This window comes from Kribbella sp. NPDC056951, from assembly GCF_042674205.1.
In the GTDB taxonomy this organism is placed as follows: domain Bacteria; phylum Actinomycetota; class Actinomycetes; order Propionibacteriales; family Kribbellaceae; genus Kribbella; species Kribbella yunnanensis.
In genome coordinates, this window is the sequence record NZ_JBHUQZ010000001.1 from 653,857 (window position 1) to 679,810 (window position 25,954).

General features: G+C 66.9%; 24 protein-coding genes. 10 read left to right on the forward strand and 14 right to left on the reverse strand.

The genetic code is table 11. The annotated features are described in order from the left end of the window. Positions 1 to 13: 13 nt before the first annotated feature. Together ACFTSF_RS03170 and ACFTSF_RS03175 are read right to left on the reverse strand one after the other, a co-directional pair. A complete protein-coding gene (locus ACFTSF_RS03170) occupies positions 14 to 463 on the reverse strand; it encodes an aminoacyl-tRNA deacylase (RefSeq protein WP_380152228.1) in 450 nt (149 codons plus the stop codon). Further along, on the reverse strand, positions 460 to 1,659 hold the full coding sequence (locus tag ACFTSF_RS03175; RefSeq protein WP_380152229.1) for an MFS transporter: 1,200 nt from the start codon (positions 1,657 to 1,659) through the stop codon (positions 460 to 462). The genes ACFTSF_RS03170 and ACFTSF_RS03175 overlap by 4 nt, the downstream gene beginning before the upstream one ends. A gap of 71 nt (positions 1,660 to 1,730) precedes the next feature. Here ACFTSF_RS03175 and ACFTSF_RS03180 point away from each other — a divergent pair, with 71 nt between their 5' ends. Continuing rightward, on the forward strand, positions 1,731 to 2,618 hold the full coding sequence (locus ACFTSF_RS03180) for a LysR family transcriptional regulator (protein ID WP_380152230.1): 888 nt from the start codon (positions 1,731 to 1,733) through the stop codon (positions 2,616 to 2,618). Between the two features lie 45 nt (positions 2,619 to 2,663). On the opposite strand, the gene ACFTSF_RS03185 is transcribed toward ACFTSF_RS03180, so the two are convergent. Both ACFTSF_RS03185 and ACFTSF_RS03190 read right to left on the reverse strand, forming a co-directional pair. Next, the gene (locus ACFTSF_RS03185) at positions 2,664 to 4,205 is read right to left on the reverse strand and encodes a cellulose binding domain-containing protein (RefSeq protein WP_380152231.1); all 1,542 of its coding nucleotides are present in this window, start codon (positions 4,203 to 4,205) and stop codon (positions 2,664 to 2,666) included. Positions 4,206 to 4,233: 28 nt separating this feature from the next. Beyond that, positions 4,234 to 5,961, reverse strand: a complete 1,728-nt coding sequence (locus ACFTSF_RS03190; protein WP_380152232.1) for a glycosyl hydrolase family 18 protein — start codon at positions 5,959 to 5,961, stop codon at positions 4,234 to 4,236. Between the two features lie 206 nt (positions 5,962 to 6,167). Between ACFTSF_RS03190 and ssd the strand changes: the two genes are divergently transcribed. The 7 genes from ssd to ACFTSF_RS03225 all read left to right on the forward strand — a co-directional run bounded on the left by ssd (position 6,168) and on the right by ACFTSF_RS03225 (position 11,291). After that, positions 6,168 to 7,226, forward strand: coding sequence for a septum site-determining protein Ssd (gene ssd, locus ACFTSF_RS03195; RefSeq protein ID WP_380152233.1), 1,059 nt, complete (start codon positions 6,168 to 6,170; stop codon positions 7,224 to 7,226). Next, entirely contained in the window at positions 7,223 to 8,380 is a 1,158-nt protein-coding gene (locus ACFTSF_RS03200; protein WP_380152234.1) for a TadA family conjugal transfer-associated ATPase, read from the forward strand. The genes ssd and ACFTSF_RS03200 overlap by 4 nt, the downstream gene beginning before the upstream one ends. Positions 8,381 to 8,526: 146 nt before the next feature. Beyond that, positions 8,527 to 9,327: a type II secretion system F family protein gene (locus ACFTSF_RS03205; RefSeq protein WP_380152235.1), complete on the forward strand. Its 801-nt coding sequence runs from the start codon at positions 8,527 to 8,529 to the stop codon at positions 9,325 to 9,327. A 293-nt stretch (positions 9,328 to 9,620) separates the two neighbouring features. After that, positions 9,621 to 10,037, forward strand: coding sequence for a type II secretion system F family protein (locus ACFTSF_RS03210; RefSeq protein WP_380153074.1), 417 nt, complete (start codon positions 9,621 to 9,623; stop codon positions 10,035 to 10,037). A gap of 104 nt (positions 10,038 to 10,141) precedes the next feature. Beyond that, positions 10,142 to 10,360 (forward strand): DUF4244 domain-containing protein, encoded by a 219-nt coding sequence (locus tag ACFTSF_RS03215; RefSeq protein WP_380152236.1) that lies wholly within the window; start codon positions 10,142 to 10,144, stop codon positions 10,358 to 10,360. A gap of 146 nt (positions 10,361 to 10,506) precedes the next feature. Continuing rightward, positions 10,507 to 10,866 carry a TadE family type IV pilus minor pilin gene (locus ACFTSF_RS03220; protein ID WP_380152237.1) on the forward strand — a complete coding sequence of 120 codons (360 nt, stop codon included), beginning with the start codon at positions 10,507 to 10,509 and terminating at the stop codon, positions 10,864 to 10,866. Further along, positions 10,863 to 11,291 carry an Rv3654c family TadE-like protein gene (locus ACFTSF_RS03225; RefSeq protein WP_380152238.1) on the forward strand — a complete coding sequence of 143 codons (429 nt, stop codon included), beginning with the start codon at positions 10,863 to 10,865 and terminating at the stop codon, positions 11,289 to 11,291. Before ACFTSF_RS03220 ends, ACFTSF_RS03225 begins: the two co-directional genes overlap by 4 nt. 370 nt (positions 11,292 to 11,661) lie before the next feature. On the opposite strand, the gene ACFTSF_RS03230 is transcribed toward ACFTSF_RS03225, so the two are convergent. Continuing rightward, entirely contained in the window at positions 11,662 to 12,681 is a 1,020-nt protein-coding gene (locus tag ACFTSF_RS03230) for a GNAT family N-acetyltransferase (protein WP_380152239.1), read from the reverse strand. Between the two features lie 770 nt (positions 12,682 to 13,451). Here ACFTSF_RS03230 and ACFTSF_RS03235 point away from each other — a divergent pair. Then, positions 13,452 to 14,072 carry a response regulator transcription factor gene (locus tag ACFTSF_RS03235; RefSeq protein ID WP_344152873.1) on the forward strand — a complete coding sequence of 207 codons (621 nt, stop codon included), beginning with the start codon at positions 13,452 to 13,454 and terminating at the stop codon, positions 14,070 to 14,072. Between the two features lie 390 nt (positions 14,073 to 14,462). On the opposite strand, the gene ACFTSF_RS03240 is transcribed toward ACFTSF_RS03235, so the two are convergent. The 9 genes from ACFTSF_RS03240 to ACFTSF_RS03280 form a co-directional block, all read right to left on the reverse strand. After that, positions 14,463 to 14,870, reverse strand: coding sequence for a hypothetical protein (locus ACFTSF_RS03240; RefSeq protein ID WP_380152240.1), 408 nt, complete (start codon positions 14,868 to 14,870; stop codon positions 14,463 to 14,465). Positions 14,871 to 15,203: 333 nt separating this feature from the next. Beyond that, entirely contained in the window at positions 15,204 to 16,448 is a 1,245-nt protein-coding gene (locus ACFTSF_RS03245) for a CehA/McbA family metallohydrolase (RefSeq protein WP_380152241.1), read from the reverse strand. Next, on the reverse strand, positions 16,448 to 17,731 hold the full coding sequence (locus tag ACFTSF_RS03250) for an ABC transporter ATP-binding protein (RefSeq protein ID WP_380152242.1): 1,284 nt from the start codon (positions 17,729 to 17,731) through the stop codon (positions 16,448 to 16,450). Before ACFTSF_RS03250 ends, ACFTSF_RS03245 begins: the two co-directional genes overlap by 1 nt. Next, positions 17,731 to 18,552, reverse strand: a complete 822-nt coding sequence (locus tag ACFTSF_RS03255) for a carbohydrate ABC transporter permease (RefSeq protein WP_380152243.1) — start codon at positions 18,550 to 18,552, stop codon at positions 17,731 to 17,733. The genes ACFTSF_RS03250 and ACFTSF_RS03255 overlap by 1 nt, the downstream gene beginning before the upstream one ends. Then, on the reverse strand, positions 18,549 to 19,472 hold the full coding sequence (locus ACFTSF_RS03260; protein WP_380152244.1) for a carbohydrate ABC transporter permease: 924 nt from the start codon (positions 19,470 to 19,472) through the stop codon (positions 18,549 to 18,551). Before ACFTSF_RS03260 ends, ACFTSF_RS03255 begins: the two co-directional genes overlap by 4 nt. Further along, entirely contained in the window at positions 19,472 to 20,890 is a 1,419-nt protein-coding gene (locus ACFTSF_RS03265; RefSeq protein WP_380152245.1) for an extracellular solute-binding protein, read from the reverse strand. Before ACFTSF_RS03265 ends, ACFTSF_RS03260 begins: the two co-directional genes overlap by 1 nt. Positions 20,891 to 21,487: 597 nt before the next feature. Continuing rightward, positions 21,488 to 22,255, reverse strand: coding sequence for a hypothetical protein (locus ACFTSF_RS03270; RefSeq protein ID WP_380152246.1), 768 nt, complete (start codon positions 22,253 to 22,255; stop codon positions 21,488 to 21,490). 404 nt (positions 22,256 to 22,659) lie between these two features. After that, the gene (locus ACFTSF_RS03275) at positions 22,660 to 23,064 is read right to left on the reverse strand and encodes a hypothetical protein (RefSeq protein ID WP_380152248.1); all 405 of its coding nucleotides are present in this window, start codon (positions 23,062 to 23,064) and stop codon (positions 22,660 to 22,662) included. Positions 23,065 to 23,079: 15 nt separating this feature from the next. Then, positions 23,080 to 25,386 (reverse strand): DEAD/DEAH box helicase, encoded by a 2,307-nt coding sequence (locus ACFTSF_RS03280; RefSeq protein WP_380152249.1) that lies wholly within the window; start codon positions 25,384 to 25,386, stop codon positions 23,080 to 23,082. A gap of 213 nt (positions 25,387 to 25,599) precedes the next feature. Between ACFTSF_RS03280 and ACFTSF_RS03285 the strand changes: the two genes are divergently transcribed. Continuing rightward, on the forward strand, positions 25,600 to 25,929 hold the full coding sequence (locus ACFTSF_RS03285) for an STAS domain-containing protein (protein WP_344153611.1): 330 nt from the start codon (positions 25,600 to 25,602) through the stop codon (positions 25,927 to 25,929). Positions 25,930 to 25,954 lie beyond the last annotated feature (25 nt).

Consider the following 25,954-nt stretch of genomic DNA (forward strand, 5'->3'; position numbering starts at 1 on the left):
CCACCCCGTCGGTTCAGTCGGTCACATCGGCGACTGTCGCGTTGAGGGCCTTCGCAAGCTCGTCGGCGTCCACTGTGATGCCAGTGCCGAAGTCGCCACCGCCGATGGAGATGGTGCCCGTGATGCGCTCGTCGGCGATGACCGGCCAGGCGTGCGTGCTGCCCAGCGGGGTGATCGTGCCGCGGAGGTAGCCAGTCACTGCGAAGGCGGTGTCTTTGTCTGGCATGGACATCCGCTTGACGCCGAGTAGCGTGCGCAGCTTCGGCCAGGCGATCTCACGGTCGCCCGGGACCAGGATGAACCGGTAGTCGTCGTCCGCCAGCCGCACCACGATCGTCTTGATCAGTTTGGCCGGTTCGATACCCCTCGCCGCGGCGGCCTCCTCCAGTGAGTTCACCGGGCCGTGCTGGGTCATTTCGTAGTTCAGTCCGAGCTGGTCAGCCGCATCCGTCGCCTTGGTCACGTGTCCAGTCTAGGAACAGCCTTCAGGGCCAGTGACAACACCAGAGCGATTGCGAACAGCACGCCGGCCTCGACTGCGACACCACTCCAGCCTGCGCGACTCCACGCCGTACCGGCTAGACCGCCGAAGATGGATGAGCCTAGGTAGAACGAGAACACGTACATGCTCGAGGCCTGGCCGGTTCCGATACCTGCGGCGTGTGCTCGGGCTGGAACCCAGCCACTGGCGACTCCGTGGACTGCGAAGAACCCTGCTGTCAGTACTGCCAGTCCAAGCACGATGAGTGGTAGCGGTGCGGCCAGAGTGATCGCTACGCCGGCCAGGGTGATCAGACAGCCCACTGGTACGACGGCGCGTCGTCCGAAGCGGTCGGCCAGCAGTCCGGCGCCTGCAGAGCCGGCCGATCCGAGCAGGTAGACGCAGAAGACCAGTCCGGAGGCGCCGGCGCTCAAGAGGTAGGGCTCACCTGACAGCCGGAACACTGCGCCGTTGTAGACCGCGACGAATCCGCCGATAGCAGTGGCTGCGATTCCATACAGCGCAAGTAGTGCGGGGTCTCGCAGTATCCGGCCGGAGAACGGGCGTGCGGACCCTGGACGGAAGTTCTGCGACGACGGCAGAAGCCACCAGACGACTGCTGCGCAGACCAGTCCCAGTACGGCGATTCCGGCGGCTCCGAACCGCCATCCGCCGAGGTCGGCCAAGCCGCCGGCGACAAGACGGCCGGACATGCCACCGACCGCCGTACCGGCGATGTAGAGGCCGCTGGCGCGTGCGTGGCTGTCGGCGTGGACCTCCTCGCGCAGGTAGGCCATAGCTACAGCTGGCAGACCGGCCATCGCTATCCCTTGCAGACCGCGCAGTGCGAGCAGCGCATGCCAGGTGGGCGCGAACGCGGCGAGTAGTGCGAAGAGCGACGTACCGGCGACCGACCAACGCATCAGAGTGGTTCGGCCGATCGCCTCTGACGCCGGTCCGACCACCAGCAGCGCCAGAGCGAGGCCGAATGTCGCGAACGACACACTGAACGCACTCTGGCTGGGGGAGACGTGGAACGACTCGGACAGGTCGGGGAGCAGCGGTTGGGTGCTGTAGAGGAGGGCGAAGGTCGCCAGCCCGGCTGCGAACAGTGCCACTGAGAGCCGGCGGTACGCCGCGTCTCCGGGCCGGTAGCCGACTGCGACAGATTGGTGCATGTCTTCGACGGTGCCACGATCGCGGTGATACGTAAAATGTCGATCTCAGCAGAAATAGATACGATATCCGTATGCATGTCGAGGATCTGCGTTGGTTCGCCGTACTCGCGGAGGCCGAACACCTCACCGCTGCGGCGACGGTGTTGGGTACCAGCCAGCCCAATCTGTCCCGGTCGCTGCGCCGGGTCGAGGAGACGTTCGGCGTACCGCTGTTCGAGCGTGAGCATCGCGGGCTGCGCCTGAATCCGTACGGTCGCATCGTGCTGGAGGCGGCTCGCGCGGGGACAGCGGCCGTCGACCGTGCTCAGCATCGGATCGATGAGCTGCTCGATCCGGAGTCGGGGATTGTGCGGCTGGCGTTCCTGCACTCGGTGGCCACGAGTCTGCTGCCGGATCTGCTGAAGGCGTTCCGGGCGGTAGGCCCCAGTGCTGAGTTCGCGCTGCGGCAGGGGCCGTCGACCGGCATCGTCGAGGACCTCGAGAATGGTGATGCGGATATCGGTCTCACGGCGCCCAGGCCGGATCCGGAGCGGTTCGGCTGGCACCCGCTCGAGCAGCAACGGCTGGCGCTGCACGTCCCGCCCGGACACCCGTTGGCTTCCCGGCGTCGCGTAGAGCTGGCTACGGCCGCGGACGAGCCTTTCGTTGGTCTGCAACCAGGGTTCGGGTTTCGGCGGATCACCGACGAGCTGTGTCGTACTGCGGGCTTCGTGCCGCGACTGGCGTTCGAGGCCACCGACCTGAACACCATCGACAGTCTGGTCGGTGCCGGGCTCGGTGTGGCAGTTCTGCCGTCGAGTGCGGTCCGCGGCAGCGACAGTGGCGCGGTGGCGGTGCCGCTGGCCGGAGTCCAGTCACGCCGCGAGATCGGGATGACCTGGCGACTCCGGGCACAGCTGACACCTGCTGCTGAGCGGTTCCGGACGTTTGTCCGGTCCCGCCCAGTCGTCTCGACCTGAGCCGGTACGGCGGGTGCCCCTGACGAGCACCCGCCGTACAGACCGTCAGAAGCCTGCAGTGATGCGGGTGAACTCCCAGTCGGGCTGGGCGATACCACTGCAGTTGGAGACCACGCCGCCGCCTGCGCAGCCGCGGTCCCGGTTCACGGACCAGAACGCCAGCCGGGCCAGGCCGTTGGTCTTGGCCCAGTTGGTGATGTTCTGCCAGGTCGCCGTCGTCGTCATCTCCTGCTGGTCGGACAGACCGTTCATGCCGGAGATGCCCTGGTGCGCGTAGGCCTGGGCGGTGGTCCAGCCGAAGACGGACTTCAGCTTGTTGTTCAGACCCGTCGAGGCGCCGACGGTGTCGTTGTAGATGTTCGAGCTGCCGAAGTCGAAGGGCATCAGCGTGAAGACGTCGATGTTGGCGCCCAAGGCCTGCGACCGCTCGATCAGCCGGTTGCCGTAGTAGTTCGGGCCGGTGGTCGACGTACCGAAGGTGAGGATCGTCTGGATCCCCGGGTTGTTCTGCTTGACGATCTTGAGGGCGTTCAGGATGCGGTCCTGGACCACCTCGTTCTCGAACTCGTCGGAGTTCTCGATGTCGATGTCGATTGCCTTCAGGTTGTAGGCGTTGATGACCTGCTGGTACGCACCGGCCAGTGCCTCCGGTGTGCTGCAGTTCGGGCCGAGCTTGTTACCACTCCAGCCACCGATCGACGGCACGATGTCGCCGCCGGCCGCACGGATCTGCGAGATCGCAGTGGCGTCCGCACTGCCCTGCAGCGGTCGCGTACCGTCCCAGGCCGCGTTGCAGCCGCCGGACGACAGGATGAACGCCATGGTGAACCACTTGATGCCGGTGGCGTTCATGACGGTCTGCGGGTTGGGCGGGTCGCCCCAGCCCATGTACAGGTACGGCGCTGCCCGCCGGCTGCCGACCGGGTCGGTACCGGCCTTCGTGGTGACCGAGATCGATCCGGTCTTCGGGCCTTCGCCCGCACTGTTCTGACCGCTCACCTGGTAGCTGTAGCTCGTGCTGGCGGTGAGACCGGAGTCCGTGTACGCCGTACCGGTCGACGTACCGACCTTCGCGCCGTTGCGGTAGATGTTGTAGCTGGCTGCACCACTGGCCGCGGACCAGGACAGGCTCACGGTCGAGGCGGTCGACGTACCGGACAGTCCGCTCGGTGCACCCGGGAGAGTGACCGGGCCACCGCCGGAGCAGGAGCCACCGTTCAGCCGGCAGGCTGCCAGACCGGGGAAGTTGCCCGGGCTGCCGTTGAAGCCGAAGGTGACGCTGGCGCCGGGTGCCAGCGGTCCGGCCCAGCTGGGCGGAGTGAACGTGTGGGTCTGCCCACTGCTGCTCCGCGTGGCGTCCCACGAGCTTGAGATCGAGTAGCCCGACGGGAAGTCGAGTGCCACCGACCACGTGCTCACTGAGCTAGTGGTGTCGTTCTTGATGGTTACTTTGCCCTCGAAGCCGCTGCCCCAGTCAGACACCTTCGTGAAGGTCGCATTGACCCCGGCCGCGTTCGCGGCCGGTGCGACAAGAAGTGCGAGCACTACTGCGGTGATGGCTGCGATCGCCATCGAGATGCGTTTCATGTTGCTCCGATCAGAGGGCGGGACGTGATCAGACCTTGCCCCAGAGTGCGGGGACGTTCGGCGGCTCCCAACCGGTCAGGGACGTGTGGCCCTGGATGCACTTGTAGGTAAGGCCGTTGTAGCTCACCAGTGCACCGGTTGCGTACGACGTGTTGGGCGCCCACGGGGTGGCCGTCGGGGGCGTCGGAGTCGGGGTGGGAGTAGGTGTCGGGGTCGGCGTGGGAGTCGGCGTCGGGGTGGGTGTAGGAGTGGGCGTCGGGGTCGGCGTGGGGCCGCTGCAGCCTGGGGTGTCCGCGTTGACCGCGTTCACGACGTGGTTGAAGAGCGTGACGCCTGCGTCGAGCGCCTCCATCGAATACATCATTGCGCCGGCCAGACCCTTGCAGTGCGCGTAGTCCGCCTTCGCCTTGATGGACTGCTGGTTGTCACCGGTCCAGAAGGTGCCGCCCTGGTAGAACCACGACGACTTCGTGGTGTCGTCCCAGAAGGTGGCGGACGGGTTGTCGACGAAGCCGGTCAGCTCCTTGTAGAAGGAAACGCCAGGAACGTTGCCACTCAAGGCATGTCCGTCAGCCGGTCCGGTCGCGGTCTGGTACTTGCCGTTGGCAGTGCTGGGCACGCCCTTCCAGCCGCGGTAGTAGAACGGGTAGCCGATGGTCAGCTTGTTCGCCGGGAACCCACCGGGGATGCCGTACGCCGGATCGCCCGTGGTCCACGCTTTGACCGCACCGTCGACGGAGTACTTCGCCGTACCGGGTGGGATCGGGTTACTCGGGTCGTTCGGCGCCTGGTACAGCGGATCCTGGAAGTTCGTCGGCCCGGTGGCATCCCAGCCACCGTGCATGTCGTACGTCATCACGTTGTTGTAGTCGAGGTACTGCCCGATCTTGTCGGTCTCGATCGTGGCGATCTTGTCCTGCCCGGCCGGTGTGGCGGCGGTCAGGTAGTAGCGCTTGCCGTTGGCGCTGCCGAGCGCGTTGAGCTGCGACCGGAACTCGGCCAGCAGCAGTGTGAAGTTCTGCTTGTCCGCAGCGCTGTAGTGGTTGCCCACATGGCCGTTCGGCGAACCGGGGTACTCCCAGTCGAGGTCCACACCGTCGAAGATGTTCGCCGCGCTGCCCGCACCGCCGAAGCCGTCGATCACCGGCAGGTCGCCCTTGATGAACATGTTCAGGCAGGAGGTGACGAACGTCTTCCGCTTGGAGTCACTGGACGCTGCGTCGGAGAAGTACTTCGAGTAGGTCCAGCCACCGATCGAGATCAGGATCTTCAGGTTCGGCTGCTTGGCCTTCAGCTTCTTCAGCTGGTTGAAGTTGCCCTGGATCGGCTGGTTCCACACGTCACCGACACCGTCGACGCTGATGTCGGCGCCGTAGGACTTGCCGTAGTCGGCGAACGCGTCACCCGCACCGTCACCGGCGTTCGGGTTGTTCTCGTCCTGCGACGCGGCCTGGTTGGCCATGAAGCAGGTGTGGTTGGTCGGGTGGATGTTCGCGAACGCGTAGTTCAGGAAGTCCAGCTTGGCGGCGGCGCCGGTGGTGATCAGGTTCTTCGGGTAGAACCCGTTGGCGTAGATCCCCCACTGGGTGAAGTAGGCGGTCTTGACGCCGCCGGCCGCGGCCGGTGCCATCACGTCGGCCTGCGTGGCCGGGGCGGCGGATGGCAGCTCGGCACTCGCGAGCGAGACGCCGGCAGCAGTGACCAGGGCGGTAGCGGCCACTGCGGCCGTCGCAGTGAGAAAACGCAATCGACTCATGGGGCGGTCCTCCGGAACTGGGGCGGGGAAAAGCGTCCGGTGAAATTTAGTTAAAGACACTTCGAAAGGAACGGTAACTGTTTCCGCCGAGTTGGTCGCGGGCTCACTGTGGCGGATACCCGCTGCTGGCGGAAAGCCGACAATCCGTTGTCCACAGGGCAGTAGTGGGCCGTCCGGAACGCCGGTGACGACTGCATCTTCTTGGCATGGACCCCACAGTGCTTCGCCCATCGGTGCTCATGGCAACTACCAACGAACGACTGCTTGACGACCTGCTCCGGCTCGCCGCGGCCGCTTCGATCACACCGCTCGTCGAGCGAGATCTGCACGGCCTGCGACGCAGTTGGCTCAACTACCCGCTGGTGATCGTCGGCGACGACCTGGTCGCGGGACTGGCCCGCACCACGCCAGTACGACGTACCGGCGTCGTACTGGCCGGATCGGGCTCGGTCTCGGATGAGCTGTATCGCCACGCCTTCGATGTCGGCGCGGAAGCAGTGTTCCGGCTACCTGCCGACGAGGTCGCGTTGTCCGGTCGACTGGTCGACACCTTGGACGGCCGCAGCCGATCGGCTGTCACGCTCGCCTTCGTCGGCGGTTGCGGGGGAGCGGGGGCCACCACCATGGCCGCCGCCGTTGCGCTCTCCGGCAATCGCCGTGGTCTGCGAACCATGCTGATCGACGGTGATCCACTGGGTGGTGGAATTGAGCTTGCTCTCGGCATCGAACGCGATCCCGGTCAACGCTGGCCTGAGTTGTTGAGTGCCGCCGGCCGGGTGAGTGCTGCCGCCCTTCGCTCCGCCTTGCCGACAGCCAACGGCCTTCCGGTGCTGTCGTGGGATCGGTCCGACGTCACCGCGCTGCCGCCGGAGACGATGCGCTCGGTTCTCAACGCCGCCCAGTGCAGTAATGACCTGGTGGTCCTGGACCTGCCGCGCCGACCCGACCCCGCTGTCGAGGAAGCCTTCGTCCGTGCGACCGCAACCCTGCTCGTCGTCCCGTGCGACATTCGCTCCCTTGCTGCAGCAAAACGCCTGGTCGGTCCACTCGCTGAGGTCGCCGGAGATCTCCGCGTCATCGCCCGCTCGAGCCGCCGTCAGGCCATCCCCGCCGCCGAGGCCGCGGCGCATCTATCCTTGCCCTTGGCAACTGTTGTCGCCGATGAGCGCGATCTCCCCGTGGCGATGGATCAGGGCCGCTTCGACCCCAACCCCAGAGGCTCGTTGGCCCGAGCTGCCGGCACTCTCCTCGATCTGTTCTTATGATCATCTCCGCCGATCTCCTCGACCGCGTCCGCGACCGTCTCGCCGTGCAAGGCGGCGAGCCAACCCCAGCGCGGGTTGCCGCCGCACTGCGTGCCGACGGCGGTGTGTACGGCGACTCCACCGTCCTCGCAGTCGTTGCTGCCTTGCACCGCGAGGCGCTGGGCGCCGGCCCACTCGACAGCCTCCTCGCCGAACCAGGCGTCACCGACATCCTCGTCAACGGCCCCGACGAGGTCTACCTCGACCGCGGCTCCGGCCTGGAACGCGTCTTCGTTCACACCGGCGACGACGCCGCTATCCGCCGCCTAGCCACCCGCCTCGCCGCTGCCGCCGGCCGCCGACTCGACGACGCCACCCCGTACGTCGACGTACGCCTCCAGGACGGCACTCGCTTCCACGCTGTCCTAGCCCCGATCGCAGCCCCAGGCACCTGTCTGTCGCTCCGAGTCCCCGCCCGCAAAGTCTTCACCCTCGACTCACTGGTCGAAGCCGGTTCCCTTCCACCCGAAGGCGCCGCGCTCCTCCGAGATCTCCTGGTCTCCCGTCTCGCCTTCCTCATCAGCGGCGGCACCGGCACCGGCAAAACAACCCTCCTGAGCGCCCTCCTGTCCGCCACAGATCCCAACGAGCGCCTCCTCGTAGTCGAAGACGCCAGCGAACTCCGCCCCGACCACCCCCACGTCGTCCGCCTGGAAGCCCGCCCACCCAACGTCGAAGGCACCGGCGAGATCTCCCTCCGCAACCTAGTCCGCCAAGCCCTCCGCATGCGCCCCGACCGCCTCATCGTCGGCGAAGTCCGAGGCGCCGAAGTAGTCGACCTGCTCACCGCCCTGAACACCGGCCACGAAGGCGGCTGCGGCACCATCCACGCCAACTCACCCACCGACGTCCCAGCCCGCATAGAAGCCCTAGGAGCCCTGGCCGGCCTCCCCCGAGAAGCCATCCACAGCCAACTCGCCTCAGCCCTACAAGCCGTAATCCACCTGACCAAAACCCCCACCGGCCAACGCCGCCTCACCTCAATCCACGTCCTGGACCGCCTCCCCACCGGCGAAGTAATCACCCGCCCCGCCGTCGACTTCCCCCCAACCGGCCCACCCACCCTCCACCCCGCCGCCACCCTCGTCACCCACCCAACCCCTAAAGCCGCCTAACCCCGGCAGGCAGGCCTCAGCCTGCCGGCACAACTTCACCCAGCTGCCCCCAAGGCCGCGGCCTGCCCCCGTAGGCAGCTCACCTCCACCCGTCGCCCCACCCCAAGCGCTCATCCCTCGCCTGACCACTCCTCTCAAGGATTCGCATGAGCCGCTTCCTCGCCACCCTCTGCTCTCTGCTAGCCCTCCACCTCCTCTTCCCACTCCCGCTCCACCCCCTGCGCCGCTTGACCACCACTCCACATCGCCCGACCGCCACCCGCCTCTCCACCCGCCGCCGATTCCTCCTGCTCGTCCCAGCAGCCGCACTCGTCCTGCTCGCCCTCGGCCCACCAGTCTTCTTCTCCACCGCAGCAATCGCCGCCATCACCACCCTCGCCTGGCTCCAGCGAGAACAACACCGACGACAAGCAGCCGCCACAACCCGCCGTACCACCGTCATCGAAGCCCTGGACGTACTAGCCGCCGACCTGGCAGCAGGCCGCCCACCCATCGACGCGTTAGGCGGCGCCGCCACCATCGCCCCCGACCTCCGCCCAGCCCACGCCGCAGCCAAGCTAGGCAGCGACGTCCCAACAGCCCTCGAGCAAGTCGCCCGATCCCCAGGCAGCGAAGGCCTCCGCGCACTAGCAGCAACCTGGCGCGTAGCCGAGGAATCCGGTGCCGCCTTCGCCACCCTCACCGAACGCCTAGCCGACTCCCTCCGCGCCAACGAAGCCATCCACCGCCAAACCGCAGCAGGCCTAGCCGGCGCCCGCTCCTCAGCCCGAATCCTCGCCACCCTCCCCCTCTTCGGAATCGCACTCGGCTACTCCCTCGGCGCACACCCCTTGACGTTCCTCACCACCACCCCACCCGGCTGGCTATGTCTCACCAGCGGCCTAGCCCTCACCGCCCTAGGCCTCCACTGGACCACCCGCCTAGCAACGCAAACCCCTTGCCCATGACAACTACATTCCTAGCCGCCACCGCAGCCGCCCTCTGCACCACCCTCCTCTTCCGCACCCCCGCCAACCTCCGACGCCTACAACCCACCGATGCCGCTCGAGCCAGCCCACCCCGAGCTCACCGATTAGTAGCCGCCACAGCCGCCTGCGCCCTACTAATCCTCATCACCCCACCGTGGGGACTACTGCCAGCCGCTGCCGCGTACTACCTCATCCCGCGATCCCTGTCCCGCCTAGAACCAGCCGCCGCCAAACGGAGACGCGCAGCCATCGCCAACGACCTCCCCCTAACCATCGAACTCCTAGCCGCCTGCCTAAGAGCCGGCCGCCCACCCCAACAAGCCTTGACCACTGTCGCCACAGCCATCCAAGGCCCACTAGGCGACCTCCTCGCCGAGATCGCCCACCGCCTAACCCTCGGCGCCAATCCCCAAGACGCCTGGTCCCTCCTCCACGCCGAACCCCCGTGCGCCGCCGTAGCCCGAGCCATCGACCGCTCCCTAACCTCCGGCGCACCCCTCTCCCGAACCCTTGAACGCCTAGCCAACGACACCCGCCAAGCCCACCACCACACCGCCGACCAACACGCCCGCACCATCGAGTCCCGCTCAGCCCTCCCCCTAGGCCTCTGCTTCCTACCCGCCTTCGTCCTGCTCTCGATAGTCCCCACCATCGCCGACGCCCTGATCCCCTACCTGACCCACCCCTAAAGATGCCCAAGGCAACCAGTTGTCCACAGCCCCGAACTTCTTTCCCACCAACCCGTTTCCCCCTGCATCTTCTTGACAAGAACACCAACCCAGGAGGCCCCTCAATGTCCCACCCCAACACCCCCGCCCGCCGCCCCCGCCGCTTCCGCACCCCCTCCGAGCGAGGCGCCGCCACCGCCGAATACGCCGTAACCATCGTCGCCGCCTGCGGCCTAGGCGGAATCCTCGTCTCCCTCCTCAAGTCCGACGTCATGCTCAACGCCCTAAAGGCCCTCATCAACTACGCCCTAAAACTCGCCGGCGTAGAAGGCCTAGAACTCTAAGAACCCCAACGCTCTAAAGCCCCAGAGCTCCAAGAGCTCATCGTCCTAAGTAGGCCCGGCGCTCCAACCGAGCCCGCGCTCCACCCCCAAGGCCGGCCGCCCCTCCGGCGGCCGGCCAACCGCACTCGCCCACCCGATGGACCCCTATGCCTCAGACCCGCACGCAACGCGGCGCCATCACCACCGAAACCGCAATAGTCCTCCCCTTCCTACTAACCCTCCTCCTAGCCGGCATCTGGTGCATCGGCGTAGTCACCACCCACCTCCAATGCATAGACGCCTCCCGAGACATAGCCCGAGCCCTGGCCCGCGGCGAATCCCCCGCCGACATCCAATCCCTCATCCACCAAATCACCCCACCCGCATCAACCGTCACCTACCAAACAACCCCCACCATCCAAGTAGCCGTCAAAGCCACCCCAAGACCCTTCCTCCCTTTCCTCCCCACCCCCACCCAATCCGCCCAATCCACCCTCCACCCCGAACCAACCGCGCCCACCCCATGACTAGCCCCCACCCGCACCCCCACACCCCACCAGCCCGCCACCGACAGAGAACCAACCCCACCCGATCACCCCGCCGCACACGCTCCGACCAAGGCAGCGGCACCATCCACGTCCTAACCGCCTGTCTCCTCCTAAGCACCGCCCTAGCCACCGCAATCCTCTGGGCCGCCATCTCCACAGCCCGCCACCAACTAGCCGCCGCAGCCGACCTAACAGCCCTCAGCGCCGCCTACTCACTAACCACCACCCCCTGCCAAACCGCAGCCCAAACAGCCACCGCGAACAACGTCACCCTCACCGCCTGCACCCCAACCCCCACCGACGTCACAATCCAGGTCTCCCTCCCCATCCCCCTCCCCTTCCTCCCAACCCAAACCCTCACCACCACCTCCCGAGCAGGCCCCCTCCCCAACCCACCGCCGTAAGGCACCACCCCCATCGCCCCAGCCCCGCAACACCCTCACCTCACCGAGCGCCCATCCCAGCCCGCCGCATCCCGTGTCCACACCACGCACAGGCACACGACGCACGGCGCACCACGCACAGGCACACGACGCACGGCGCACCACGCACAGGCACACCACGTACGGCCGCGGCCCGCCATGAGCGCCGCGCCCCACGACCGCATCACCCTGCTGCCGCGACCGCCGCCACCTCGGCTCCGCGCGCCCCATCTCGCGACGCGGGCACCTCGTCAGGTCTTACCGGCACACAGCGGTTCGCTACTCGAGCAGCTCTGCCTGTCTCGACACGCGGTTCAGAGCCTCGCCTCGGAGGCGTCAGGTTGGAGCTTGGTCAGGCGCTCGGGACCGGGAACTGGAAGACCGACCAGCTGTCGACTGCGTGGAACCCGAGCAGCGCGTTGACCGCACGCATATGAGTGTTGTCCTCGGCATTCCAGGACTCGATCACGCGGAGCGGAGGTTCCTGCGAACGCGCATACGCGTGATTAGCCGCCTTGACGATCAACCCCAGACGTCGACCCCGGTGAGCCGGCTCGACGATCGTGACTCGCTGCCGAGCGCGAGCATCATCCTCCGTCTCGAACGCCAGCTTGGTCCGAGCAACGACCTGACCAGTCGCGTCGCACCGGGCGGCAGTCGAATACGACCGATAGCCGCGACTCAGCTCAGACGCTTCCTGCCGACGTACCCGCCCCACGTCATACACCTGCTGCTCGACCGCCAATTCACCCGATGGCGCGTCGACCATAAGCCGACTCTGCAATGCCGCCACATCCTCGACGACATCGTCAGGTGCCACATCGCGCCACTGCACCAGCGAGTACCCCTCCGCATGAGTCCACGCCTCAGCAAGCAACTCCTCGTCATCGCCCGAACGATCCGCGACCCAGCAATGCGACCGAAGACTGGTCGACCCCGCCCGATGACCGCGGCCGGTCAGATACCGATATCCAGCCTCATCGCGCGCAACCCCACCCGGCAGCCCGCGAACCGCCTGCACCTCGATCAACCTCCGACCACGCCGACGAGCAGCCGCATAAACCCCCTCCAGCAACCCGCTCCCAACCCCACGCCGCCGGTACCGCGGATGCACCATCAGTTCCAAATAGACCAGACCCAGATTCTCCAGTTGAGGCAGCTGATACGACGCGACCCCCACCACCCGACCCCCGTCCCAAGCCACCAGCACCTCTTCGCTCACCTCCGGCGCCGGCCGCTCAAAACGCCCCAAGTGCTGCCGCCGGCTCGGCGCAGGCAAGCCCGGCAGATCATGCCGACCGACCGCGACCATCAGCTCGTACCACTGATCCATCGCCGCCGAGTCCTCCGGATCAAGCAGCCTGATGGTCATACCAGCATCGTCCCGGCCACCCCAACCAACCAGCAATCCGATTACCTGCCCCGCCACCTGAGCCCATCCGTCGAATCACCCCGCACCCACCGACGCCGCCCACCCGCCTCCGTCGGTCGGGTTGCCCGGACCACCAACGTCCCCCACCCGCATCCGTCGGTCGGGTTGCCCGGACCCACCGACGCCGCCCACCCGCGTCGGTCGGGTTGCCAGCGCCGCTGACCCGGCTCTTCCACGTCCGTTCGCGCTCCGATTGGTGGCACATCCGAACACTGGTCGGGGGTGATGCCCCAGCCTCAGCCCGATCTGGAGTGAGCGGCACGGACCGCCCTCGTGACGGTTGAGGGACTCGGCCTCGGCGGGGTGAGCGACGCGGCCTCCTCTTGGTCTGGGGCGAGTGGCATACGCCTGCCCTCGTCGAGGGAATGAGCGAGCAGCCCACCGGGTCCGCGTGAGTGGCGCCGCCTCACTCGGGTCAGGGGTGAGTGGCACGGGCCCCACTCGGGTGACGGGTGCATGACGTGGCCCGGCCGAACTCTGGTCCAGGGTGGGCGATGCGGCGTCGCCTTGTTGCGGGTGAGCGACACGGCGCCCCTGGGCCGGGTGACTGGGGGTGCCGGGGCGGTCGCGATCTGGTCGCAATCTGGTAGAGATGCCGCGTTGATCTGGACGGGGTGCGGCGGCGGCCTTCATGATCTGGAACCGACGTTCTGCCCACTATCTCCCGGACGCACTTCCCCGGCGCCCGGACGGTGACCCCGGAGGCTCGTTTGCCCGACCCCATCCGGCTGTTGCTGGTCGACGACCAGATCCTCAGCCGAGGCGTCCTCAGGAACGGTCTGGAGCGCGAACGCGACCTCAAGATCGTTGCCGAGATCAACAGATCCGACGATGTCGTCGGTGCCGCCAAACAGCACCGTGCGAACGTCGCTCTGCTGGACGCCGCCGGACCGGGGACCGCCAGCATCTCCGTCACCACCGAGCTCCGCACGCTGATCCCTGAGTGCCGGGTCGTCATCCTCACCACGTACGGCCGTCCGAATCACCTTCGGCGTGGGCTGGAGGCAGGTGCCAAGGGGTTCGCGCTCAAGGGGTCGCCGGCACCGCAACTGGCCGATGCTGTCCGTCGGGTGCACCTGGGTCTGCGAGTCGTCGACGCCAACCTCGCCGCCGAGTCACTCAGGTATTCCGACACCCCGCTGAGCCACGACGAGACCGACACTCTCCGCGCGGCCCGTGACGGTGGTTCGGTCGCGATGATCGCTCGGTCGCTCCATGTCTCCGAGCGCGTAGTCCGCCGCCGTCTCTGGTCGGCCATCGGCAAGACCGGCGCCCGAACCCGCTCCGACGCCATCCACATCGCCGAACACAACGGCTGGCTCCTCGACTGACCCCGCGGATGTCGGCACCGACCTGAGGTAGTCCGGTGGCGCGGCGGTCTCCGCGCTTGGAAGTCGGCGCCCAGGTCGCCGGCGAGGCACTACGTGTCCTTCGACGTCGGTAAGGACACGTAGTAGTCGAGTGGCGCTGCAGTCTCCACGCCTGGAGGCCAGCGTCCGGGGCGCTGGCGGGGCACTACTACGTGTCCTTCGCGACATCGTTCCCGTCGCAGAGCGAGGGGTAGTCCTGCGGCGCCCGCTGAATCTTCCGACGGACAGGACGTATACGGCCTGTCGGCGTACCCGGTTGTCGGACGTGAGCGTGCCGGCGACACCCAGTAGGTCTATACGTCCTGTTCTTCCGCAGATCGCGAATGGGCGGACGCGGGAAGTGAGGTGGGGCTAGAGGTTGTCTAGTTGGGTCCAGAGCCAGCTGGGGCCGGTGGTGGTGGCGCCTAGGGGTTGTACTCGTTGGCGGAGGCCTCGGTCGGCGGTTACTACGGTGACGGCGGGTGGGGTGGTGGGGGACAGGTAGTCGGCGGTTACCTCGGTGATCTTGTCGTCGCCGGAGGCGGGGGCGAGGATTACGCGGAGCGGGGCCAGGTCTAGGGGGTCGCCGTCCAGGGCTTTGCGGGCGGCGCCTTCGAGGATTACGGCGATGGTGGTGCCGGGGAGAGTTTGCTGGAGGTCGGCGAGCTTCAGGAGGAGGCGACGGGCGGCTCCGGGGCGGTCGCGCCACCAGCCGTCGGGGCGGGAACCGATCACGTTGGCGGCGTCGACCACGATGACCTGCTCGTCGGGGCTGCTCATGCCGTCAGTCTGCCTGCTTCCCACACAACCAGACCGCATGGCGCGGACCGCCGCCACTCACCAACTCCCGAGGGGCCTGCTCCACCACGCTCAACCTCCTGCCGGCGAGTGCTGTCGGAGGAGGTTGGTGAGTGTCGGGCGTCCGGCTGACATGCAGTTGGGCGCGACGGCTTGGTGTGGACCGCTGCCACTGACCAACTTCTGTGGGACCTGCTTCACCGTGCCCGTCCTCCGGCGGGCGGCCGTGGTTGGAGGGGCTGGTGAGTGCTGCATGTCCGGCTCTCGCGGGAGTCGTTCGACCAGGTCCTGCTTCGGCGGGCGGCTTGGGTTGGGTTAGGTGCAGCTGGAGAGGAATTGGCCGGTGTGGGTTACGAGGGTGTGGGGGCCGGGGGTGGCGGGGAGTTGGTGGTGGGGGGAGGTGATGGGGTGGCGGGTGCCGTTGGGGGATAGGACGAGGGTGTTGGGGGCGTCCAGGGCGATCAGGGTGTCTTCTACTCGGAGGAGGACGGGGGCGGTGTAGGTGGTGGAGATGGCGGTGCGGCCGGCGGTTAGGGCTTGGAGGGTGGCCTCTACCAACTCGGCGGGGGTTTCGGCTGCGGCGTCTACGGCTAGCCAGGTGGTGGGGGTACCGATCGGGGTGGGGCTGGTGGGGTTGTGCCAGTCGCTGCCGCCGATGGCGACGGTGTCTAGGCCCCAGGCTTGCCACCAGGCGATGGGGCCGCCCCAGTGGTGGTCCAGCCAGGAGGAGTGCCAGATTTCGGCTAGTGGTGGGTGTTCGGTCAGGGGGTGGCGCCAGGCGCAGTCGCCGCCCAGGGGGTGGTTGATCGAGAGGAGGCCGCCTTGGCGGGCTACTTCGGTGACCCAGGTGGAGGCGGGTTGGCGGAAGTCGATGGCGGTGAGGTGGCCGAAGGCATTGGCGTGGCCGGTGTCGGTGGTGACTTCCTGGCCGGGGATCAGGCCGATGCCGAAGCGGTCGCTCAGGCCGGGGAGCTCGCGGTGGTGGGCGATCGTGTTGTGGTCGGTGATCGCGAGTACGTCGAGTCCGGCGGCGACGCCCAGTGCGGCCAGGTTGGCGATCGGGGTACTGCCGTCGGAGTGCAGTGAGTGGGCGTGGAAGTCACCGGCGATCCACTTCAGGCCAGGGGTGGCCGGGAGGGTACGGCGGGGTGGGCGCTCCGGTACGGCGATCGCGGCCGAAGCGTCGGCGTACGAGGTCAGGCCGGGGATGTCGGCGACCGGTCCGGTGACTGCCTCGACGATGAGTTCGGCGCCTTCGGTCGGGAGGCGGTGGAGGCCGAGGACGACCCACCAGGTGCCGGGCTCGAGTTCGCCGGGGACGTAGCCGGGGGTTGCCGCGGTCGGGGTGATCGCGAAGGTTTGTCGTGCGCCGCCGGACCAGCCGCGCCAGCCGTCGGGGCCCTCGAGGCCGATGTCGATGACGACGCCGTCGATCGGTGGAATCGTCAACGTGACAAGGAGTCCGGGGCAGTCAGCCGGCACGTCGACCGGGAGCGAATGCCAGGGGGATTCGGCGCGGTCGTCGAGTGTCCAGCGGCGACGGTACGACGTGACTGCCATCAGGCGACCGTGGTGGGCCGGCGGGCGAGGAGTTCCCCGGACTCGCGGTCGTACAACAGCACGCGGTCGGGTGGTGCCGTGAGGAACACGGGCTTACCGGGCTCCGGCTCCTGTTCTTCAGGAACTGTCACACCGATCAATGTTCCATCGCAGTCGACGCTGACGAGTGACTGAACGCCAAGGTTCTCGGCGACGACGACAGTTCCCCGCAACCCAGGTCCGACCGCATCGCCGGTGCTGAGGGTGAGGTACTCGGGGCGGATGCCGACAGTTACCTCGGCGCCTGCGGGGACAGAATAAGTTGCCGCTGGCAAGCTTCCGCCGGCGACTGATACCACCCCTACGCCGTTCCGGATCGAACTGTGGTGAGCAGGGAGGGGGCGGCTCGCAAGCCCCGAACCGGTCGCTGAGGAGGCATCGGCTGGGATGGCGTGATCGGCCGGCGTGGCGAGGATGGTGTCGTCTGCCGCGGTGGAGTTGGTGCCGGGCGCGGCATTCGCGGTGGGCAAGGTGGCGAAGGTGGTGTCGTCTGCTGCTGCGGCGACTACTCCGGGGAGGAGGTTCATGGGGGTGGAGCCGATGAAGTTGGCTACGAAGGTGTTGGTGGGGCGGGCGAAGACTTCTCGGGGGGTGCCTAGTTGGCGGAGTTTGCCGGATTCCATGACGGCTATGCGGTCGGCCAGGGCCAGGGCTTCGGCTTGGTCGTGGGTGACGAAGACGGTGGTGATGCCTAGGTCGCGTTGGAGTTTCTTGAGGAAGGTGCGGGCTTCGAGGCGGAGGCGGGCGTCGAGGTTGGAGAGGGGTTCGTCGAGCAGCAGGACCTTGCCTTGGGAGGCGATGGCTCGGGCTAGGGCTACGCGTTGTTGCTGGCCGCCGGAGAGTTGGCCGGGGCGGCGTTCGAGGAGGCCGTCGAGGGAGAGTTCGCCGGCGGTGCGTTCGGCGGTCTCCGCGCGGGTCGCGGCGGCTACTCGGCGTACTTTCAACGGGTAGGTGATGTTTTCGGCGACGTTCATGTGGGGGAAGAGGGCGTAGTCCTGGAAGACCATGGCTACTCCGCGCTTGCCGGGTTCGGTGCGGGTGACGTCTGCCGCGTCGATGCGGACGGTGCCTTCGGAGGCGGACTCCAGGCCGGCGATGGTTCGTAGCAGGGTGGTCTTGCCGCAGCCGGATGGGCCGAGGAGGGCGAAGAACTCACCGTCGGCGACGTGCAGGTCGAGGCCGTCTACGGCGCGGACGCCGTTCGGGTAGACGGTCGCGAGACCCTCGATGTCGATACCGGCCATCAGGACTTGATCCCTCCGTGGAAGCGGAACCCGTAGCGCGAGTTCACCAGTAGGTACAGAACGACGACGGGGATGGAGAACAGTAGCGAGAAGACCGGCAGGACCTGCAGGTTCACGCTGCCGCCTTCGTCGGTGAGCGTCTGCATCAGTACGGCGCCAGGTTGCAAATCGATCGAGCGGATGAGCAGGAACGGCACGAGGAAGTTGCCCCAGGAGTTCACGAACGCCCAGACCATGATCGTGGCCAGCCCGGGTCGCGCGACCGGCAGTACGACGTCGCGCAGGATCTGCAGCGTGGATGCGCCGAAGACCCGCGCCGACTCCTCATAAGACTTCGGGACGGCGTCGACGAAGTCCTTCAGAATGAAGATTGCGGCCGGCAACAATCCGCCGGTCATCACCAGCGCGACACCGAACCGCGAGTCGATCAACCCCAGTTGGTAGATCATCACGAAGATCGGCACCATCGCCGCCGTACCGGTGACGACCGACGACAGCAGCAGAAGCCCGTACAGCAGCGCATCCCGCCCGGGGATCCGCACCCGCGACAAGGCGTAGCTGGCCAGCGCGGCAAAAGCAGTCACGGCCAACGCGGTAGTGATGCAGATGATCAGCGAGTTGACCATCGAGTGCAGCGCATAGGGATGGTCGAGGGTCTTCCGGACGTTCTCCAACGTCCAGTCCGGCCAATGCACGCCCAGACCAGGGTTCTTGTCGAACGGCGCGGACGCGATCCACAACATCGGTACGGCGAAGAACACCGTGATCGCGCAGATCAGCACGTAGAAACCGATCCGCCGTACCACGTAGGTCGGTGTCATGCGCGCCTCCTCAGCAGCCGAAGGTAGATCAGCGAGACGAGCAGGTTCGCCAGCAGGAGCAGGAAGGAGATGGCCGACGAGTAGCCGAGCTCACCGCCTTGCAGCGCGACGTTGTAGATATACACAGGCACGGTCTCGGACTCGTGGTTCGGTCCGCCCTTGGTGAGCAGGAACGGCGAGAAGTCGTTGGCTGTCCACAGGGAGATCAACAGGGTGTTGGTAAGTACGTGACCCCGGATATGCGGGAACACCACGTCCCGCAGCGTCTGCCAGCCCGATGCCCCGACCATCCGGGCCGACTCGAGCTGTGATGGCGGAACCGCTTGCAGGGCTGACGAGTAGAGCATCATCGAGAACGCCGTACCGCGCCAGGTGTTGAACACAACCAGGCACACCATCGGATAGTCGATCAGCCACGCGGTCCCCGCCGTGCCGAGGATGCTGTTCAGCGTGCCGGTGTCCCGGTCGAAGAACGCGACCCACAGGTACGCGACCACGGTCGACGGCAGGATCCAGGCCAGCAACGTCAAAGCCTCGACGGTACGGCGTACTGCCGGGCGCGCGCGGCGGAGAATCCAGGCGAGGGTGAAGCCGAGGATGTTCTGGCCGATGATCGCCGAACCGAGCACGAACAGCATCGTCAGCCACAACGCGTTGTGGAACAGGGCGTCGTTGAGCGCGCGGGTGTAGTTCGACAGGCCGACCATCGACGGGGAAACCGCCTCGATGCCGGTCAGCCGGTAGTTGGTGATGCCGATGTAGATCGTCCAGATCGCGGGGAACACCAGGAACGCGGCAATCAACAGCAGCGCTGGAGCGACGAAGGCGAGCGCGCGGCCGATACCGAGCCCGGCCACGTCCCGCGCGGGGGCGCGTCCCCGCGCCGGCTCGGCCGGCACGGGTGAGGAGGTGGCGGTCATCAGTTCGTGGTGACCTTGTCCTTGCCGCCGGCCGCGGTCTCGACGGACTTCTGGTACGCCTTAGCAGCAACATCGGTGGTCTTGCCGCCGATCACATCCGCGGTCGCCTGCTGCAGGGCGGCCGAGATCTTCGGGTACTCCGCCAGGCCCGGTCGGTACTGCGTGATCGGCAGCACCTTGGTGGCCACGAAGTTCAGCATCGGGTCGCTGGCGAGGACCTCGGTGTTGACGTCGGTCCGCTGGGTGATCTTGGCCGCGCCGTTCAGGGATTCCTTGACCATCTCGGCGGAGTTCATGAACTGCAGCAGTTCCCAGGCCTGCTGCGGGAACTTCGTGTTCGGGTTTATCACCGTCGCACCGCCACCGGACATCGACACGAAGTCCTGGCCCTTGACGCCGCTACCCGGCTTGGCAGCCGGGATCAGGGCGTAGCCGACAGCGCTGTCGCGATCGGCCATCTTGGCGACGCCGGCCTTCGGCTCCACCACGCTGCGCCAGAAGTAGTCGCTCTCCAGCAGGATGCCGATCTTGTTCGCGGCGAACTCGGCGAACGACTTGTCCCGGCCCTTGGCCTCGCGCTGCAGCACCGGGTCACCGAGGCCGGAGCTGTAAATCTGGTGGTAGAAGTCGAGCACCTGACGGAGCTGCGGGGTGTCGCCGAGCCACTTGCCGTCGGTGTTGATCGCCGCACCGGTGCCGACCAGCAACGGCAAGACGCCCTGCATGGTGGTCGCCTCGCCCATCGCCGTACCGCCGTTGATCTGGATCGGCGTCACTCCGGACAGCGCCTTCAGCTTCTGACCGGCCTGGATGATCTCGTCCCACGACTTCGGCTGCCAGTCCGCCGGGAGCCCGGCCTGCTGGAACAGCTTCTTGTTGAAGTACAGGACACGGCCGTCGGTACCACCGGGAACGCCGTACCGCTTGGTCTCGAAGGTGCCGAGCTGCTGCACCGACTCGGGGATCTGCTTCCAGCCGTCCCAGTTGTCCACCTTGGCCGCGTCGCCGACGGTGTCGGTGAGCGGTTTGATGTACCCGGCCTGGGCGAACTCGCCGACCCAGATGCCGTCGATCGAGATCAGGTCCGGGCCGGACTTGTTCGACAGGTCCAGGGACAGCTTCTGCTTGTAGACCTCGTCGTCGGAGCCGTCGCCCTGGAACTTGACCGTGACGTCGACGCCCTTGGCCTTCTGGTCGGCGACGAACTTCGGGATCAGCACGTCCTCGGTGAAGGTCGCGCCGGCGCTGCTCTTACCGCCCTTGACCGCGTTCGAGCCGATGGTCAGCTCGACCTTCTTGGCGTCGGCGTTGCGGTTCGCGTCCTGGTCGCCGGAACCCGACGAACCGAGGCAGCCGGTCAGCAGCAGGGCGGCTGTGGTGCCGAGGGCAACAGTCGTGGACAGCCGGAGTGATCGCATCAGAGGGCTCCTTGCGAGGGTCAGTACTGCGCGTGCCGGTCAAACATTGACACTGCGCGGCGGCTTTGTGAAGACAATTGCCCAAACGGTGTACGGCGGGTAGTCGCCGCTCCGGCGGCGGTTACCGGGAGTCGCGATCCGGCGTCAAGTCGGAGTCCCCCGGGGAGCATTGCGGGTCCGTTAAAGTGCGCTCAAGGTTCTGTCGCAACCGGTAGTGGAGTAGATACAGAACGTGAAGTCGCGTTGTAGCGTCTTGCCGTTCGGTTCATCGGATCGGAGGTGACTGCGAATGTTGTATTCGGTTCTTCACCTGGTAGACGACCTGCTGTTCGGGCACTGGCATCACGGCCACTGGTGCTGGTGGTGACAGGCACCGACTGGTGAGTCCTGCTGAGGGAGGGCCCGGACGGTGACGACGGCGTACGGCTCCCGCTGACGCGCAAGCAGCGGAATCCCGCGCCGATCCCCGAGCACCGAACCACCTGACCGACGACGGATCGCCAGATCTCACAACTGAAAGCAGTGTCGATCTCTAAGGAGTGAGAAAACAGCCGGCCCCGACAATGTCGGGGCCGGCTGTCCGTTGGTGCTGGAGCGTTACTTCTGTGCCAGCTGCATCATCTGCTTGGGCAGCACCGTCATCTGGGCCGGGATCGGCAGCTTCGGCCGAACCAGTTCCAGCAGGCTGCCTGCGGCGTTCGCGATCGGCAGCGGCAGGGCCAGGCCCAGCGATGCCAGCAGCGCGTTCACCAGAGCCAGGACTGCGCCCAGGATGTCCAGACCCGGCAGCGGCAGTGCGCTCCAGCCCTGGACCGGTGTGCCGGTAGCACCCATGCTTCCGGTCGGTTGTGCCTGCTTGGCCTTCCCCTTGCCAAGCAGTGAGGTGAGAGCAAGACCGCTCGCGTCGTTCACGAACGTGCCGGCGCTCTCGTCGTAGCTCCACTTCTGGCCGTCGCCGCTACGGCACGGCAGCACCAGCAGCGGGGCCGCGGCCGGAACCTTGGCCAGGTCCGCACCGCTGTCCAGGCAGGCTCCGGTCTTGGCAAGGGCGCCACCGACGCTCTTGCTCATCGCGACCTGCAGCTGGCCGGACTCGGTGTAGATCCACTCCTGGGTCTTGCCTTCCTTGCCCGGAGCACAGGCCATCATGACCGCCATCGGGACCGAGGCGGCCGCGACGAAGGTGAGGCAGTAGCGGGTGTCGGCGCGGGTGGCGATCTGCTTCGCCACGCCGATCTCCACGCCCGGGGTGGATCCGCGCTCGGTGGCCACGTTCGCGGCCTGGGCCGGGATGGCCGTGGCCAGTGCGACGCTGACCGCGAGGACTACCACGCCGGTACGGGTGAACAGTTTACGGGTGATCAAGACAACCTCCGAAGGTCGTACCATCTCGCGGCGTCAGGTCGTCGGGACCCCGTTACGAGAGCCGGTCCGTGTTTCCGGGAACCGCTTCGCCACCCCTTGCGCGGTGGGCGGGTTGCGGGTCGATCCCCCGTGAGGAGGCGGTGTGGCCCGGAAGGCCGACAGTGACTCAACGCGACGTTGACGCCACGACCAGTAATGCACAGCTCGGTCGGAGTTGGTGATGGCAAGACGGCGGAACTTGATGCCAATGGCAACTAACTGCCAGCAAAAAGTCGTTGCGGTGGGCATCGAAATCCGGCTGCGGGGTGGCCGTGCCCGGGCTGTGTTTCGATCGAGATGTTCCGGACATCAACGGATACTGGGGTAGTCCACTGTGTTGGTTGATGCCCTGGGCAACAGAGTTGTCAGTGGGGCTGCTTGGTGTCCGTGGTGTCGGAGGCCACGTGCTGCTCGGTGGCCAGTCGCTCGGAACCGGTTGTCTCGTCAGCTACCTCTGCGTCGCGGTCCTCGGTCAGTTCCGGAGTCTCGTCACGCTCGGTCACGGCAGGCTGGGTCTTGGTGGCGACCTGGGCGCGCAGGGCACGCACCTCCTGGTGCCGGCGCCAGCCGCGGGTCGCACCCTTCTTCGTCAGCCACAGTCCGGCCACCAGGGCAGCGCCCGCGGTCGCGCCGAGGAAGAACAAGGTCGGCACATTCACGCCGAAGTCGATGCCGAACACCGTCATGGTGGTGGACTCGGTCGACGAGACCGAGACGCCCAGGCCGAACAGTACGGCGATGACGATCAGAACGATTCCGAGGACGAACATGGCGCACGCTGCCTTTCAGGCCTCACTACTGAGTAGTGCGGTGAGCAGCGCCACCGCGCCGCTCTTGTCGAGTGGGTTGTTCTGGTTCCCACACTTGGGTGACTGTACGCAGGATGGGCAGCCATCCGTGCACTCACAGTGTGCAATGGCATCCCGTGTCGCGGTCAACCACTCGCGAGCTGCCGCGTACCCGTGCTCGGCGAAACCCGCTCCGCCGGGGTGGCCGTCGTACACGAAGACGGTGAGGCAGCCGGTGTCCGCGTGCCGGGCGGTGGAGACGCCGCCGATGTCCCAGCGATCGCAGGTGGCGAACAGCGGCAGTAGTCCGATCGACGCGTGTTCGGCGGCATGCGCAGCACCCGGTACGTCGTCCAGTCCGAGCGCCTCGATCGCGGAGTCGGGCACTGTCCACCAGACCGCCTTGGTCCGCAGCGTCCGTTCCGGCAGATCGAGTGGCTGCTCGTCGAGGACATCGCCGGTCGAGATCAGCTTGCGCTGGAACGAGATGACCTGACTGGTCACCTGGACCCAGCCGCGCGACAGCTCGGCCGTCCCCCAGCCGCGGGTCTCTTCGGTCGCCAAGACGCTGATCTCGGTCACATCGCGGGCGAACGTCGTGTAGTCCGGCGCGGCCGGCTCGACGATCGCAGCATGGCCCTCTAGATCGAGCGTGCGGACCAGGTAGGACTCACCGGCGTGCACGTAGACAGCGCCCGCATGCACCGAGGCATGTGCCGAGCCGCCGTCCACAGTGCCGAGCAGACGACCGGTCTGGTCCTCCACGATCTGCACTGTCTTGCCGCCGGCCGATCGGATGTCGATAGCGTCGACTGCGCGCTCACGCCGGGTCCAGAACCAGCCATGCGGTCGCTCGCGCAGCGCCCCCTGCCGGACCAGCTGGGCGATCACGGTGGGCGTCGTACTGCCGAAGACCTCATAGTCCGCCGCAGTGAGCGGCAACTCTTGCGCGGCCGCGCAGAGCTGCGGTCCGAGGACGTACGGGTTCTCCGGATTGAAGACAGTCGCTTCAACAGGTCGCCCGAACACAGCGGTCGGGTGGCGAACCAGATAGGTGTCCAGCGGATCGTCGCGAGCCACCAGCAACGCCAGAGCGTCTCCACCGGCCCGACCAGCGCGACCGGCTTGCTGCCAGAGCGATGCGCGCGTGCCAGGCCAGCCAGACAGCAGTACGGCGTCCAGCCCGGCAATGTCGATCCCCAGCTCCAGGGCGTTCGTGGCGGCGACTCCGGTCAGCTCGCCACTTTGCAGCATGCTCTCAAGCCGTCTGCGCTCCTCCGGCAGATAACCAGCCCGGTACGCCGACACCTGGTCCATCAACGTGGGGTCGACCTCAGCCAGGTTCTCGCGAGCTGTCATTGCCACCGTCTCGGCGCCACGTCTCGAACGGACGAACGCGACCGTCCGGACGCCCGACACGACCAAGTCGGTCAGAAGGTCGGCCACCTCGGCCGGAGCAGAGCGTCGTACCGGGGCGCCGTTTTCACCATGTAAAGAGGTGAGCGCTGGTTCCCACAGACCGAAGGCGATCCCGCCGCGCGGTGAACCGTCGTCAACGACCTCGACCATCGGCAGACCGGTCAGCCGCTCGCCCGACACCGCCGGCTCGGCAACCGTCGCGGATGCGCAGACGAAGACCGGATTGGCGCCGTACTGCGCGCAGACTCGTCGCAAGCGACGCAGTACGCCGGCCACATGCGCACCGAAGACACCGCGGTAGTGGTGGCACTCGTCGATCACCACGTACTGCAGGCAGCCGAGGAAGCGGGCCCAGCGCTGATGGTTCGGCAGGACGGATCGGTGCAGCATGTCCGGGTTGCTCAATACATAGGTAGCGTGGTCGCGAGCCCAGTCGCGCTCGGTGCGCTCGGAGTCGCCGTCCAACGTCGTCGGGCGCAGCCCGGGCACCGTGTACGTCGAGACTGCGCGTAGCTGGTCGTGCGCCAACGCCTTGGTGGGAGAGAGGTACAGCACCGAGGCGGTCCGCCGATGCGGTGAAGCAGCCTGCGCGATGCTCAGCGTCGCAAAGGCAGGCAAGAGATAGCCCAGTGACTTGCCGGACGCAGTCCCCGTCGCGACCACGACATGACGACCCGAGTACGCCGCTTCGGCCGTGGCGACCTGGTGGATCCACGGCGCCGCGATCCCGGCGTCGGCCAATTGGTCCAGCACCTCGGGTGGAACCCAGCGCGGCCACTCGCACGTCCGCCCCGGACGCGCCGGCACCGACTCCACATGGGTGAGCCGATCGGCCCGGCCGGTGGCGAGACGTCGCAGTACGGCGGCCGCCTCACCTTCACGCATGCGGTGAGCCTAGTTGGCCCCATGGACAGTGGAGTTCTGGTCCAGTCGTTGTGCACGGATTCGTGCACCCACCGGATGCGCGTGCGGATGCACGCGGCTTTTTGTGGACGGAGATCGACTTTCGATGCAGCGGGATGAAAGAGTTTTCCACAACGGTCCTTCTCACGGTCCGTACATGGTTGAATGCAGCAGTTCACGGGATCGGAGGCCGAAGTGGATCTGTCGCTGACCGCGCGCGCCGAGGGCGGGCGCACCGTCATCGAGGTGGCGGGGGAGATCGACGTCTACACCGCACCGAAGCTCCGCGAGAAGATCGCAGCGCTCGTCGACGACGGGGTCTACGACCTGGTCCTGGACCTGGAACGCGTGGAATTCCTGGATTCCACCGGCCTCGGGGTCCTCGTCGGCGGACTGAAACGGGTGCGGACGCACGACGGCTCGCTGGCGCTGGTCTGTACCCAGGAACGGCTGCTGAAGATCTTCCGGATCACCGGTCTGACCAAGGTGTTCGACATCCACCCGGACGTCGCATCAGCCATTTGAACGGCCCGTGAATGGCCTGGACCAC